The organism is Methanobrevibacter olleyae (genome assembly GCF_900114585.1).
Classification (GTDB): domain Archaea; phylum Methanobacteriota; class Methanobacteria; order Methanobacteriales; family Methanobacteriaceae; genus Methanobrevibacter; species Methanobrevibacter olleyae.
Map to the genome: position 1 here is coordinate 47,727 of NZ_FOTL01000006.1, position 14,475 is coordinate 62,201.

Annotated in this window: 15 protein-coding genes and 1 riboswitch; of the genes, 4 read left to right on the plus strand and 11 right to left on the minus strand. The window is 27.5% G+C overall.

Annotation, left to right across the window (positions count from 1 at the left end):
* Nucleotides 1-4: 4 nt before the first annotated feature.
* Nucleotides 5-460 (plus strand): MarR family winged helix-turn-helix transcriptional regulator, encoded by a 456-nt coding sequence (locus tag BM020_RS02855; protein ID WP_074798117.1) that lies wholly within the window; start codon nucleotides 5-7, stop codon nucleotides 458-460.
* 96 nt (nucleotides 461-556) lie between these two features.
* On the opposite strand, the gene BM020_RS02860 is transcribed toward BM020_RS02855, so the two are convergent.
* From BM020_RS02860 to BM020_RS02875, 4 genes are all read right to left on the minus strand, one after another.
* Nucleotides 557-1,165: a 4Fe-4S binding protein gene (locus BM020_RS02860; RefSeq protein WP_067148236.1), complete on the minus strand. Its 609-nt coding sequence runs from the start codon at nucleotides 1,163-1,165 to the stop codon at nucleotides 557-559.
* Between the two features lie 147 nt (nucleotides 1,166-1,312).
* The gene (locus BM020_RS02865) at nucleotides 1,313-2,305 is read right to left on the minus strand and encodes a zinc-binding dehydrogenase (protein ID WP_067148233.1); all 993 of its coding nucleotides are present in this window, start codon (nucleotides 2,303-2,305) and stop codon (nucleotides 1,313-1,315) included.
* A gap of 118 nt (nucleotides 2,306-2,423) precedes the next feature.
* On the minus strand, nucleotides 2,424-3,449 hold the full coding sequence (gene acgM / locus BM020_RS02870; RefSeq protein ID WP_067148230.1) for a radical SAM/SPASM domain protein, ACGX system: 1,026 nt from the start codon (nucleotides 3,447-3,449) through the stop codon (nucleotides 2,424-2,426).
* 173 nt (nucleotides 3,450-3,622) lie between these two features.
* Nucleotides 3,623-3,868, minus strand: a complete 246-nt coding sequence (locus tag BM020_RS02875) for a hypothetical protein (protein ID WP_067148227.1) — start codon at nucleotides 3,866-3,868, stop codon at nucleotides 3,623-3,625.
* Nucleotides 3,869-4,222: 354 nt separating this feature from the next.
* Between BM020_RS02875 and BM020_RS02880 the strand changes: the two genes are divergently transcribed.
* Nucleotides 4,223-4,606 (plus strand): winged helix-turn-helix transcriptional regulator, encoded by a 384-nt coding sequence (locus BM020_RS02880; protein ID WP_067148224.1) that lies wholly within the window; start codon nucleotides 4,223-4,225, stop codon nucleotides 4,604-4,606.
* 139 nt (nucleotides 4,607-4,745) lie between these two features.
* Here the strand turns inward: BM020_RS02880 and tfrA are convergent, their stop codons facing one another.
* Both tfrA and ribB read right to left on the minus strand, forming a co-directional pair.
* Nucleotides 4,746-6,404 (minus strand): fumarate reductase (CoM/CoB) subunit TfrA, encoded by a 1,659-nt coding sequence (gene tfrA, locus BM020_RS02885; RefSeq protein ID WP_067148221.1) that lies wholly within the window; start codon nucleotides 6,402-6,404, stop codon nucleotides 4,746-4,748.
* Between the two features lie 117 nt (nucleotides 6,405-6,521).
* Nucleotides 6,522-7,163 carry a 3,4-dihydroxy-2-butanone-4-phosphate synthase gene (ribB, locus tag BM020_RS02890; protein ID WP_067148218.1) on the minus strand — a complete coding sequence of 214 codons (642 nt, stop codon included), beginning with the start codon at nucleotides 7,161-7,163 and terminating at the stop codon, nucleotides 6,522-6,524.
* Between the two features lie 208 nt (nucleotides 7,164-7,371).
* A riboswitch (FMN riboswitch) is annotated at nucleotides 7,372-7,541 on the minus strand.
* A gap of 304 nt (nucleotides 7,542-7,845) precedes the next feature.
* Here ribB and BM020_RS02895 point away from each other — a divergent pair.
* On the plus strand, nucleotides 7,846-8,568 hold the full coding sequence (locus tag BM020_RS02895) for a nitroreductase family protein (protein WP_067148216.1): 723 nt from the start codon (nucleotides 7,846-7,848) through the stop codon (nucleotides 8,566-8,568).
* Between the two features lie 35 nt (nucleotides 8,569-8,603).
* Here BM020_RS02895 and BM020_RS02900 read toward each other — a convergent pair whose 3' ends face one another.
* Entirely contained in the window at nucleotides 8,604-9,611 is a 1,008-nt protein-coding gene (locus BM020_RS02900; protein WP_067148213.1) for an NADP-dependent oxidoreductase, read from the minus strand.
* A gap of 86 nt (nucleotides 9,612-9,697) precedes the next feature.
* Nucleotides 9,698-10,081, minus strand: coding sequence for a winged helix-turn-helix transcriptional regulator (locus tag BM020_RS02905; RefSeq protein WP_234970506.1), 384 nt, complete (start codon nucleotides 10,079-10,081; stop codon nucleotides 9,698-9,700).
* 267 nt (nucleotides 10,082-10,348) lie between these two features.
* Here BM020_RS02905 and dusB point away from each other — a divergent pair, with 267 nt between their 5' ends.
* Entirely contained in the window at nucleotides 10,349-11,323 is a 975-nt protein-coding gene (gene dusB, locus BM020_RS02910) for a tRNA dihydrouridine synthase DusB (RefSeq protein ID WP_067148210.1), read from the plus strand.
* 131 nt (nucleotides 11,324-11,454) lie between these two features.
* Here dusB and mmp11 read toward each other — a convergent pair whose 3' ends face one another.
* The 3 genes from mmp11 to BM020_RS02925 all read right to left on the minus strand — a co-directional run bounded on the left by mmp11 (nucleotide 11,455) and on the right by BM020_RS02925 (nucleotide 14,470).
* On the minus strand, nucleotides 11,455-12,393 hold the full coding sequence (gene mmp11 / locus BM020_RS02915; protein WP_067148207.1) for a methanogenesis marker protein 11: 939 nt from the start codon (nucleotides 12,391-12,393) through the stop codon (nucleotides 11,455-11,457).
* A gap of 203 nt (nucleotides 12,394-12,596) precedes the next feature.
* Nucleotides 12,597-13,028, minus strand: a complete 432-nt coding sequence (ribH, locus tag BM020_RS02920) for a 6,7-dimethyl-8-ribityllumazine synthase (protein WP_067148204.1) — start codon at nucleotides 13,026-13,028, stop codon at nucleotides 12,597-12,599.
* Between the two features lie 446 nt (nucleotides 13,029-13,474).
* Nucleotides 13,475-14,470, minus strand: coding sequence for a glycosyltransferase family 2 protein (locus BM020_RS02925; RefSeq protein ID WP_067148201.1), 996 nt, complete (start codon nucleotides 14,468-14,470; stop codon nucleotides 13,475-13,477).
* Between the last annotated feature and the right edge of the window lie 5 nt (nucleotides 14,471-14,475).

Below are 14,475 nucleotides of genomic sequence, written 5' to 3' on the forward strand. Positions count from 1 at the left end.
TTTAATGGTAGTACCTAGTCAGTTTAATGAAGAAAATGTAGAAAGTATTAGAATTTATCATTTTGTAGAAGAGTTAGTAGCTAGCTTTAAAAATTATATTGATGAAGAATTTATTGATGATGATATTAGTATGGTAGAGCTTCCATTTTTACTTAGAATAAGATTTTCAGATAAAGGTAGTCAAAAAGATTTAGTAAATTTATTTAAAGTAAGTGATGGATATACTGCAAAGCTTTTAAGGCGTTTTGAACTTGCTGGCCTTATTAAAAGAATCGAAGATCCATCTAATAGACGTAGAAAATTAGTTAAATTAACTGATAAGGGCCTTAAAAGAACTGATAAAATCCTAAAATCCATTGATTACTGGGAGGATGCAGTAATGGATGGAATGAATGATGATGAAAAGAAAGTTTTAAAAAAAGCTTTATTAAAATTAGTTTTAAACACGGAAAAACTTTAATTATTTTTCAATTAATCTTCATCTTCTTTAATTAATCTTCATCTTCTTTTTTTATTTTTTAATATTTAAAAATTTAGATAAGTCGAGTTTTTTATTTTATTCAATTCTATGAATAGCTTCTGAAGGACAGTTTTCATAACATAAGCCACAATGTAAGCAGTGATTTTGAGCTATTTCAAAGGGACTTCCTTCTTTTATAATTTTTTGTGGACATAAATCTTGACAAGTTCCACATTCAATACACTCTTCACTAATTAAAAATCCTTTTTCTTTTATTTCCCAGTTTCCTATTGTAAATTTTTCTCTTAAAATAGGTTTTTGAGTCAAATCGAAGAATTCTATTTCTCCTTTTTCAATATAAAATGGTTCAAGTATATATCTTGCATCACCTGGATAAACGTTGTTCATATATTTATTTTCCTCAAACATTTTGTCTATCCATTCTTTTTGATTATCTAATTTTTTAGCAATACCAGTAATGCGAACAGATTTATTAGCTCTTAAATTAAGATAACTAACTTGGGGATGATTTATAATTTCTTTATAAACATCTTTTCCACGTGCAGTTAAGAAATAAACGGTTTCTTCATCAATAAGCATTATATCAATAACTCTGCTTTGTGGATTTCCCTCTTCATCAACAGTACTTAGAATACCATCAATAACTTCTCTAATTTGTTTTAAGCAATCTTCTTTTCTAACCATTTATACCCCTCTAAAAGCTAATTTAAATTAAATTTTTTTTAGTATTTTATTTAAGATTTTTTTAAGTTTTTAAGGTTTTTTTATTCATTATAAATCTCTAATTTAGATTATAAATCTCTAATTTAAATTATAAATCTCTAATTTAGATTATAAATCTTCTAATTTAAAAATAATTTTTCCTTGAGCTTTATTTGATTCCATAAGTTTATGTGCTTTAGAAATATCTTCTAAATTAGTGAAAATTTTTGAAATATTAGTTTCTACATTATAATCTATAATAAATTTAAATAATTCATCTATTGCTTCTTGGCTTGGATAATTACTGAAAAATCCTGTAAGATATTTTCCATTAGGAACATAAGTAATTGGATCGAAGTTTTTAATATATTCTTCTCCTCCTAAAACACCAGTAACACAAATTATTCCTCTAAATTTTAATGAATTCATAGAGTCTTTAAGTGATGTAGCACCGATGAAATCTAGTACTTTATCTACTCCATTGTGGGTGATTTTTAAAACTTCATCACTAATATTTCCATTATCTATAATAGTATAATCCACATCTAAATCTTTTAATTTAGCTATTCCTTTTTCGCTACGACTTGTTGCAATGATAGTGGCATTAATAGATTTAGCTAATTGAATGGCACTTAAACCTGCTGCACTTGTTCCTCCTCTAATTAAAAGAATATCTTCTTTTTTTAAATCTAAACATTCAAATAATGAACCAAATGCAGTAAAATAGGTTTCAGGGATTGAAATTAATTTTTCAAGACTTAATTTTTCTAAACTTTCATCCTGTATTTTAAAAGTGTTCTTTATAGGTATTAATGTATACTCTGCATAACTTCCATCATAAGTTCTACCCATTCCTCCCATTAAACAGCAAACGATATCTCCTTTTTTAAAATTACTATTAGATGGATTTATAACCTCTCCAACACATTCAATTCCAGGAATTCTTGGAAGTTTAATATAAGATTCATCAGCTTCATAATCTCTTAAAATAACTTCAGAACGATTTATACCAAATCCTTTTACTCTAATAAGTACTTTATCTTCAACTATTTCTGGAATTGGTACTTCACTTACTTTTAAGTCTTCTGCTTTACAAGTTCTTTCAAGGACTACTGCTTTCATTTTTCCACCTTTAAATTATCATTGTATTGTTTTAGTCATTTACTTAATATTCTCTTTAATACTAATTATTTTCTTAATAGGGGGTTTATTGGGGGTTATTTTTTATTTTACTTTATTTTTAAATCTCTTTCCAGCATTGTGGGTCTGGAGAGTAATAATTGTGAGTATAACCATAACTTATTGATGGACAACCTCTACAGAATCTAAGTAATTCACATTTAGAACATTTTTCAAACTTATCGTATTGTCTGTAGTAATCGATTTTTGGCCCTGTAAAGATATCATAAACACTTTCTTCAAGGGCATTTCCTATCTTACTTTCCATTCTACGACAAGCAAAAACGTCACCATTAGGTAAAATTGTTAAGTGACCTATTCCACAGTTACAACCATCATAGATAATATTTTCATCAAGATTTTCTGGTATTCTAAATAGGCCTTTTTCATATAGGTAAAGTGTCCATAAGTGGTCTTTTAGGCTAAAATTAGTTCCACTATTATTATATTTTTCATATAGTTTAAAACAAGTATCTAATAGATCTCTATATTCTTGTGCTGTCATTTGAGCACTTTTTTCAAAACTTGTTGGAGAGTACCTTGCAAATGTAAATAAATCTGCTTTATATTCAACAACTTTTTCTATTATTCCAGGTATTTCATTAATATTTGTTTTAGAAACAGTTGTCATGATATTTGCATGAATTCCTGCATTTTTTAGTGGAGCTATTTTTTCAAGTGTTGTATAAAAAGACCCTTCCTTTCTAAAATAGTCATGTGTATCTTTAAGCCCATCTAAAGATAATTGGTAAAATCGACAACCATATGATTTTAAATCTCGACAAACATTTTCATTTAGGTGAAATGGATTACCTAAGATTCCAAAGGGTGTTTTATTATCTTTTAAAAATTCTAGAATTTTCCAAAAATATGGGTGTAAGATAGGGTCTCCACCAGTTATTGTAAAAAAAGTTTTTCTTTCTAATCTTTCACACATATCATAACAATTATTGAAGATTTTTATAATATTTTCATAATCCATTGTAATGATTGCTTTATTGTTTTCTTCTGAGAATATGTAGCAATGTTTACATCTTTGATCACATTCATCAGTTATGTGAAATTGAAAAGGGAAAAATTCTGTCATTTTAATGCCACAAAAAATAAGAAATTCCTTAATTTTATAAAAATTATTTTTTTATCTATTTAGATCTTTTTAAAACTTTTTATTATTTTTGAACTATTTTAAAATTATCTTTTTATCTATTTAGAATTATTTAAATAATTTTTTAATTAAGGAATAGGGTTGTTTTAATTTATTTAGTATAAATCAGTTCCACAAGCAGTAAATACTTCTTCTCCGCATGCAGTATTTATTTCTTCTCCACATGCTGTTGAGAGTTTTTCTTCTCCACATGCAGTATTTATTTCTTCTCCGCATGCTGTTGAGAGTTTTTCTTCTCCGCATGCAGTAGAAATCATAGATTTTTTCATGCCAAAGTAATTTCCTGCGATTTTAGAGCTGTAATAAGCATCTTGTTTAGTCCAAGCATTTAATTTGTACATAATTTTATCTCCTATTTTTTAAAAAGTTTAAAGAATTTTTATTTTAATCGATATTTTAAAATGTATTTTAAATTATTAATTAAAACATCACTATTTCAAACTTTTAATAATATTTTATATTAGTATATTAATAAACTAATAAGTTACTTTAAAGTAACTTTTAAACTTTTTATCACATGCCATCTGTTTATTTCCTGTATTAATTTAAATTAATTTCTTTTAGCTATTTTTAACTTAATTTTTACTTTTAATTTTAATTTAAAGAATTATTTTAATATAAAGTTACTTTATGGTTACTTTAGGTTTTTATAAATGAATTTATAAAAATATCATTAGTATTTTAGGAGAATTTAAATGGTTGAAGAAAAAGCAAAGAAATGTCCGGTTGAATTGGCAATGGGATTAATTAATAAAAAATGGGTTATTCAATTATTAAGAGATATGTTTTTCGGTGTGTCTCGTTTTAATGAATTTAAAGAGGATAAACCTAATTTATCTAATAAAGTACTATCTAATTGCCTTAAAGAAATGGAATATAATGGCCTTATTCAAAGGATTGTTGATGATGAAGATCCTTTAAATATTGAATATAAATTAACTGAAAAAGGATTAGCTCTTAATAAAGTTATCTATGAACTTGTTATGTTTTCTTTAACTACTGATATTGATAATGAATATTACTCTGAGGAGGATAAAACAGAAATAGCAAAAATTTTTGAAAAACAACTTTTTGGATAATTATATTTTTTAATAATTTAAATAATTCTTATTTATACGAACTATTATCCCTTTAATAAAAAATGTAGAAAATATATAACTCCATAATAAAAAAAAGTTTTGGTCAAGGTTTTTGAGCCGAAGGCTCAAAAAGCTTGGATTAACGTTTAGCAAATCTAATTTTGGATTTTCCCATAATAATGCTCTTTTTCCAAATATCGTCATTGGTTTGTGGGAAATCTTCTCTAAAGTGTGCTCCTCTACTTTCTCTTCTAAGTATCGCTGATTTTACAATAAGTATACAAATTTCAACCATATTAATTACTTCAAGAGCAGTTAGGAGTGATTCATTAAATTGAGTTCTATCATCAACATCAAGATCTTTTAATTCTTCTTTCATTTTAATAAGCCTTTCTAGAGCTGATTTAAGATCTTGTTCATTTCTAACAATAGACACCTTCTCCCACATTAGTTGTTGGATTTCTTTTTTCATATCTATTGGATTAATAGAACCTTCCTTAATAAGACCTTCAATTCTATCTTTTTCAGCCTCTACATCACTGAAGTTATATTGTATTTCAGATAAATCACATGCAAGAGCAGCTGCAAATCCTGCCCTTTTACCAAATACTTGAGTATCTGCTAAGGCATTTCCACCAAGACGGTTTGCACCATGAACTCCTCCACAGACTTCACCACAGGCAAAGAGATTCTCAACAGTAGATTGGCCATCTTCGTTGATTTTGACCCCTCCCATATGGTGGTGTGCAGTTGGTGCTACTTCCATTGGCTCTTTTTTAATATCTACACCAATATCTTCAAATTGAAGTACCATAGTTTCAAGCTTTTCATCAATTAAATCAGGGTCGAGATGACTTAAATCAAGGTAAACTCCACCATGTTCACTACCTCTTCCCTCCATGATTTCATTATAAATAGATCTTGCAACAACATCACGGGTAGCAAGCTCCATACGGTCGTCGTAACGACCCATGAATCTTTCACCTTCACTATTGATAAGCCTTCCACCTTCAGCTCTTACAGCTTCAGTTACAAGAACACCTTTTCTTGAGTCTGGATAAACCATTCCAGTTGGGTGAAATTGAATCTCTTCCATATCAATTAAATCTGCTCCAAGATTCCATGCAAGTGCAAATCCATCTCCATTTTTTTGAGTTGTATTTGAAGTTACTGGGAATAATTGACCAGCTCCACCACTTGCAAGAATAACTGCTTTAGCTTGGAAATAGATAATATTAGAATTTTTTAAATCAAGTCCAACTGCACCAATAACCTTTGATAAGATATCATTTCTATCATCTTTAATAAGAGCTGTAATCATTACTTCATCGACGGTTTTAATATCACGCTTAATGATTTCTTCTTTAAGTGCAGTCATTATTTCATGGCCAGTTCTATCTCCTTGAAAGCATGTTCTTCTATAAGTTTGGCCACCAAATGGTCTTTGATTTAATTCTCCAGATTCTTGCCTATCAAATAATGCACCATATTCTTCTAAGTCACGGAGTCTATCTGGAGATTCATTAATTAAAATATCTACTAATTTAGGGTCATTAAGGTAACTACCACCTTTTAAGGTGTCTTTTATATGAGATTCTACACTATCTTCCGGATCTACTAATCCAAGTGCAGCATTATATCCTCCTTCAGCCATTCCAGTACAACCAGATCTAAATGAAAGACCCTTTGAAACTATTAATGCTTCTTTTCCTTGATTAGATACCTCTATTGCTGCTCTACAACCAGCACCACCAGAACCTATAATCAAGACATCAGTTTTGATAGTTTTAATTTCCATAATTTCCCTTCTTTAGTTTTTTTAATTAATATTTAATCTATATTTTCTAAAAATTAAAGATTTTATTTATTATAATATCTATTAAAGATAATTTTATAAATTATAAGTTTTTTTTATTTATGCATTGTTTTCTTTACGATATTCAATAATATCTTCAATTGTAACAACAGGCATGTCATGTTCTGCAGAGAATTTAATTACATCAGGCATTCTTGCCATTGTTCCATTAGGTAAAGTGATTTCACATAATACACCACACGGATTAAGACCTGCAAGTTTCATTAAATCAATAGTTGCTTCAGTGTGGCCATCTCTTTCAAGTACTCCACCTTCTCTTGCTCTAAGTGGGAATACATGACCTGGGTGGTGTAAATCACCTGGCTTTGCATCTACTGCAGATGCTGCCTTTACGGTTTTTACTCTGTCTGCTGCAGATACACCGGTAGTTACACCCTCTGCAGCTTCAATTGTTATTGTAAATCCAGTACCATAAGTACTTGTATTATTTTCTACCATTAAAGGAAGTTCTAATGCATCAGCCTTTTCAGGAGTTAAACATAAACATACAATCCCGCTTCCTTCACGAATAAGGAGTGCCATTTGTTCTTCAGTTAAATATTCAGATGAGAAAATCATATCTCCTTCATTTTCTCTATCTTCATTATCAGTTACAATAACTCCCTTTCCATTTCTTATGGCTTCTAATGCAATTTCTACTCTCTCTTTTGGACTTCCTTTTAAACGTTTTTCATGATTCATAGTAAAGCTCCTTGGTTATTTTAAAAGTTTTCTAGATTCTAATACTAGAATCAGGGCAAAAAAAGGATATTTTACTTTAAGTAAATTGTTGATTTTAATTATAAAATAGATCGATAATTAAGGCATAAAATAATCTAATGAATTAATTTAATACTTTTTAGATTAATTAAGTGCTTATTAAATAATCTTATAATATTTACTTAAACTTTCATATTCTCTTCCATCCGGACTATCACCGTCGGTTTTGGATTTTCACCAAAATCAACACAACTGTGCTCGTGGACTTATCATTGAAAAGATATTTGTCATTGATATAGTTTTATCACTATCGAATGAATCACCACCGGTGGAGAATTTCACTCCGCCCTGAGAATTGTATATTAGAATATATTGTAAGTGATTAAAATACTTTATTATATACAATTAAAATTATTCTAATCTTTAAATATTATAAAAGGTATATTAGTATATTATATTTAGATAAAATTTTTAACTTTCTATCAAATTCAATTGATATAGAATACTTAAAAGAAGAAGATTATAAAGTTGCAAAAGATAGATGAGTAGTCTTAATCAAAGCATTAATATGGTGATTGTACTATATTAAAAACAGCAAAATACTAATAAATTCTTTCATTGATTCAGTTTTGATAAAATAAAGGGATTAACAGGATGTGATAATATGAATCTTGAAGATACAATATACAAAAGACAATCTATTAGATTATATGATGATACACCATTAGATAATCAAACATTAAATGAAATAAGAAATTTCATAGAAAATGCAAAAGTATTAAATCCTAATATAAAATGGAGTTATGATATTCTTTCTACTAAAAATATCAGAACAATCATGCGATGGAAAGCACCACATTACTTAGTGCTATTTTCTGAGGAAAAGGAAAACTACTATCAAAATATTGGATTTATCTTCCAGCAAGTAGATTTATTCTTACAAAGTAAGGAAATTGGAACATGTTGGATAGGGATGGCAAGTCCTAAAAAATATAAAAATGAGGATAAAAATCAAAAATTTATAATTACAATAGCCTTTGGTAAATCACCTAACAATATCAAAAGAGAAATTAATCAGTTTAAAAGAAAAGATTTAGATGAAATATCTGATAAATCAGATGAAAAACTAGTCCCAGCAAAACTTGCACCATCTGCTTCAAATAGCCAACCTTGGTATTTTACACATAATGATGATGGTAGCTATGATTTATACAGAGTAAAACTTGGAATTATTAGAAATAAATTCGTAGGAAAATGGAATAAGATTGATACAGGAATAGCTTTAGCACATCTTTATGTATCTAATAGAGATAGTTTTAAATTCTATAAAAAGGACAGTCCTAAAGAGTTAAAAGGATATTATTATGATGGAAGCTTTATTATTTAAGTAATTAAATATTTAAGATATTTATCATTTAAATATTAATCTCCATTAATTTTAATAAGAGTTTTTCCTTTAGATCCTCTGTTATCTACTTTTTTAAGAGCTTTATTAACATCTACTAAGTCATAGATTTCATCAATAGAACATTCAAGCTTATTATTTTCAAATATTTTAGAGATTTTTTCTAATTGTTTTCCATTTGATTCAACAAATATAAAATGATAAGTTTGTTGATTTTTCTTAGCTAAATTATCATATTTTCTACCTAATATTTTAAATAATAATTTCTTTACAGTAGATAAACCCATACGTTCTGCAAATCTTTCGTTAGGCATTCCTTTTAATGAAACAAGTGTCCCACCTTTTTTTAGAATTTTAAATTCTTTTTCTAATTCTTCATCTCCAAGAGTATCTAAAACATAATCAATATTAGTTAATTTTTCTGAATAATCTTCTTTTTTATAATCGAAAAATTCATCAACACCTAATTTCATTACTCTTTCTTTATTTGGAGCACTTCCACTTGTAATTACTTTAAGGCCTAAGCTTTTAGCTATTGGAATAGCCATTGCTCCAAGGCTTCCAGTTCCTCCAGATATAAAAATACTTTCATCTTTTTTGACATTCATCAATTCAAAAGATTGCATAGCTGTTAGAGCAGTTAATGGAATACAAGCAGCTTCTTTAAAGCTTAAATAATCAGGTATTTTTGCAATAGCTTCTTTATCTACTGCAGTCAATTCAGTAAAAGCACCGATTTTATCTAAAGGCATTCTACAGTAAACCCTATCTCCAATATTAAATTCACTTACATTTTCTCCAATTTCTTCAACAATCCCTGAAAACTCATTTCCCATAACTAATGGCAATTTATAAGGAATAAGTAATTTAACTTCTTTACGAATAATCATATTATCTAATGGGTTAACACCAGCATATTTGATTTTAACAAGAACTTCATTTTTATCTATTTTAGGTATTGGAATATCAGATATTTCTAAATCATTTCCTTTTTTATTATATTTTTTTAATATTGCTGCTTTCATTTTATCACCTAATATTTATTTTAATCTAAAATTACAGTAGTTTTAAAAGGATTTTTAATTTTTAGAGTTTTTTTAGCTGTCTTTATTTAAACTTTTAATAATTCAGCATAATATTCTTTAAACATATTAATTATTTCTAAATCTCCTTCATCACCACATTCTAGCTCATCTATACCAAAAATAGCCATTTCATATAAAATTCTATTTAATCTAGAACCTTTTTTTCTTAGATAATATTCTGTAGATGGTTTATTATTAACTAGAGATTTCTTTTTTTCAATTAGGTTATTATTTTCCATAAATTTTAATGTCTCGGCTAAAACAGTATTTGATAAGTTTGGTTTGTTCTCATTAAATTCTTTAAAGTGTTTTTTACCTGTAAACATATCTCTAATCAATACAATTACCCATTTACGATTAATTAATTTCAACGTATTCTCAATTGGGCAAGTAATCATATCTTTTGTCAAATTAATCATCCTTAAGTTTATCTTATTAAAATTATTTTAATCCCTATTATACTATATATTATAAAAAATTTCTATATATAATCAATAGTTAGTGATGACTAACTCAAAAAGTTTATATAAAAAATTTTTTATTATTTTTATCTTATTAATATCGGGTTCTAATTATTAATCTTTTTGATGAATATAGTTTTTTATATTTATGAATTAGAAATATATTATTAAATTTAATTACTAAAATTTTTAATTACTAAAAATTAGGGAATATTTATGAAGTGGAAAATTGCTAATGTTGAAATAGATAATCAGATAGTTTTAGCTCCAATGGCTGGTGTATGTGATTCAGCTTTTAGAAGCATTGTTAAATCAATGGGCTGTGGGCTAATTGAAACTGAAATGGTTTCAGATAAAGCTATTATGTATGGCAATTGGAAAACTAAAGAAATGCTATATATGACTGATTATGAAAGGCCTATCTCTCAACAAATTCTTGGTTCTGATATAAAATCACTGACCTTTGCATCTAAATACATATATGAAAATACAAATGTAGATATCATTGATATTAATATGGGTTGTCCTGTAACAAAGGTAACCAATCGGTCTAAAGCTGGAAGTGCATTATTAAAAGACCCATTTAAAGTAAAATCTATTGTAGAATCTATTGTAGAATCTGTAGCAACTCCAGTAACTGTGAAAATTAGAAGTGGTTGGAATAAAAATTCTATTAATGCAGTAGAAATAGCTCGAATAATAGAAGAAGCTGGTGCATCAGCTATTACAGTTCACCCTCGTACAAAAGATCAAGGATATTCTGGTAAGGCAGATTGGACTATAATTAAAGAAGTTAAAGAAAATATTTCTATTCCAGTTATTGGTAATGGAGATGTAAAATCATGTTTTGATGCAAAGAGAATGATAGATGAAACAGATTGTGATGCAGTTATGATTGGAAGAGCCGCACTTGGTAATCCATGGCTAATTAAGGAATCTGTAGATTATCTTGAAAATGAAACATTACCAAGTGAAATAACTATAGAAGAGAGAATAGAAATGTTAAAAAGGCATGTAAACCTCCTTGTTGAAAATAAAGGAGAGGCATTTGCAATTCCTAAAATGAGAACTCATGCAGCCTATTATGCTAAAAAATTACCAAGAACAATTGAATTGAAACAGCAAATATTTAAAATGAACACAAAAGAAGATTTATTTAATCTATTAGATGATTATCTAGATTCTCTTTAGAATTGATTAAAAATACTAATTAAATAGTTAAAAATTGAAAAAATCAAAAAAATAAATAAAAAAGAAATTAGTAAGAGTGAATACTTATAACTAGTAAAATATTTTGTTCAAACTTTTTTTAAAAGTTTGAGCTAGTAATAGACTTTTACAGCTTCATCAAGATCATCATGTAGACCAAGTGCTGCAAGTGCACCTATTTTACCTTGATCTCCTGTAACTGCTATAAGAGGAATATTGAGTTCTTCTGCTAATTTTTCAGCAGTTTCAACATCCATCATACCAGTTTTAGTAGCTATTGCATATTTTCTAAGTTTTTCTGGAATACCAATACCTTCTAAAATAGCTATTGCAGTTTTATCAGATAAAGTGTCCTGCTTTAATATTTCAATAAGTCTATTGATTAATTTTTCTTTATCCTCTTCCATAACTGCAAAGGTAAGAGCTATAGAAACACAGTTTTGGGTTTTATGAGGGTTATGTGGGAATAATTGAAGGATAATATGGTCAAGATACTCATAACCTTCTTCTTTTAATTGAATACCAATATTATGAGCCATAGTCCAAGTTGCTCCAGCATCTTTTACATCAGTATCATCAATTCCAATAACTAATTTTTCATATTTTGGAGTTACAACAGTAGCCTTGCCTTCTTTACTACCTCCTCCAACTTCAAGAAGTTCGATGTATTTTACACCTTCCCCCATTCCTCTACACATACCAGCACCTACACCAGCACCTGCAAGACCTCCATGAGTAACTTTAACTTCATTGTTCTCATTATCAATTACTACTTCTTCGATTCCAGCAGCATTGATACTTGCTTTAAGGTCTATTGGTTTTTTACCTACTTTACAGATATAAGTATGCTTATTTCCATCTCTTTTAGCATCAATAATAAGTTCACTACTGTGTTGGTATTGGTAAACTAACCAGTTGGAACCACTTGGGCATGGGTGATATTCAATAAGTTCTACTGTATCTCCATCAGCCATAGTTATGACTTTTTCATAAGGAGCAATCCATGGGTCATTAAATTTTTCTTTTAACTCTTCAGGTTTTAAAATTTCCATATTATCATCTATAAAGATAAATTTTTTAAAAAATAATAAATTGGATAATATTATTTGAATAAATAGATAGTTTTAAAAAAAGTATTTAAAAGAATTCATATGAATTCTTTTTTAGATTTAGATATCTTGTAATCTAATCACACATTTAACTAAAATTTAGATTTAAATATTGTAATTGTTACATATTTAACTAAAATTTAGATTTAGATATCTTGTAATCTGTCGCACATTTTAACAGCTGCTTCAACAGCACTTTTACCATATGTAACTCTTCTGTGTGCATCTAATCTAGTCATTCCTGGTCCACTAATTCCAAGAGAAATTGGCTTACCCCATTCTAGAGATAAGTCAGCTATTTTACGAGATGCATGTTGTGCTACGATTTGGTCGTGATCAGTTGCACCCTCAATAACAGTACCAAGAGTAATTATACAGTCAAGGTCAATTTTCCCCTCTTTATCTGCTTCAGTTAATTTTTTAATTGCAATTGGCATGTCAAACACACCAGGTACCATAACAATTTTAGTAATTTCACAATCACGAACTTCAGCTTCTGCTTTAGCAAGTTCTAACATCATATGAGTAATATCATAATTAAATTCTGCAACAACTGCACCTATATTATACTTTACCATTTTTAATCCTCCATTAAAGACTCATTTTTATTTAATTAGAATAAAATTATTAATCTTTTTTATTAATTATTTTTTTTAATTATTTTTTATTTTATCTATTTATCATTTTTTATCATTTTTTTAAAATTTATTTTATGTAACTACATTACCATTACGATAAAACTAGCTACTGCACTGAAAACCATAATAAATATGATAAATAAAGCTGCAATTTTTACTGTTGACATATTTATTCTCCTTTTTTTATAGATTAATAAAATTTATAATTAATTTAATTTTTTAGTATTTTTATATATTATTATAATTGTTTATAAATGTTTTATTTTTAATGTTTTGTTTTTTATTTAATTGGAATATTTTAAAAATTTTAATGTTTTATTTTTTATTTAATTAGAATATTTTAAAATAATATGAATTTAAAAAGAATATGAAATTACTATTTTCAATTAATATTCTGGATTGTTCTTTTTAAATTCAGTATAATTATCATATTTTAAGATATCTAAGAAGAATTTTTTCTTTTTAGGTCCTAAATTATCTAAATAATCCTGGTAATACTTAGTTTTTTTAATTTTTTCATAGTCTTCTTTAATAAGCTTAAAAAGCGGTTTTTTAGCATCTTCTCTAATATCCATTAATGCCATTCTTGGGCCGTTTATTTTATATGCTATAAGGTCGAACTTATAATCCTCATAGAATCCATTGTCTATAAATCTTCTCATAAGTTCACAACCTGCTTCTACTGTATCTAAGTAATTTGCATCTACAACGTGAGTAATAGAAGCATCATGCTTTCTTCTATAATATAAATGTTTTCTAATAATTGATATTCTCTTAGCTTTTAGATAAACATGGAAGAAAAATGGCATATCTTCAAAATATATTCCTTCTGGAAAGCTAGCATTAATTGATTTTAAAAAGCTATTTCTATAAATCTTTTGACAGCTGCTTACTGAAAGGTCAAATAAGAAGTTTTTAGTTTTTTCAGGTGAAAAAACAATATTATCAAAACTTTCATCAAGATTATTTAAATTAAACCAATCATTTTCATATACTCTTCCACTTTCATCATCATAATTAATCATTTGATACATTGTTATATCTGTGTTTTTTGATTTTGCTTCCTTATATGATATTTCAAATGCATCAGTAGCAAACCAATCATCTCCATCAAGAAAAGTTATATATTCCCCACTAGCTATTTTCATACCTTTATTTCTACTTGCTCCAAGACCTATATTTTCTTGGTTAATGACTTTAATTCTAGAGTCACTATTTCCATAGCTATTTATGATGTTTAAGGTATCATCTGTAGATCCATCGTTTACTATGATTATTTCAATATCTTTAAGAGTTTGATTTATCACACTTTCAATAGCTTTTTTAATGAATTTTTCTTCATTATATGCAGAAAGAATAAGGGATATTTTTGGATTAGTCATTTAAA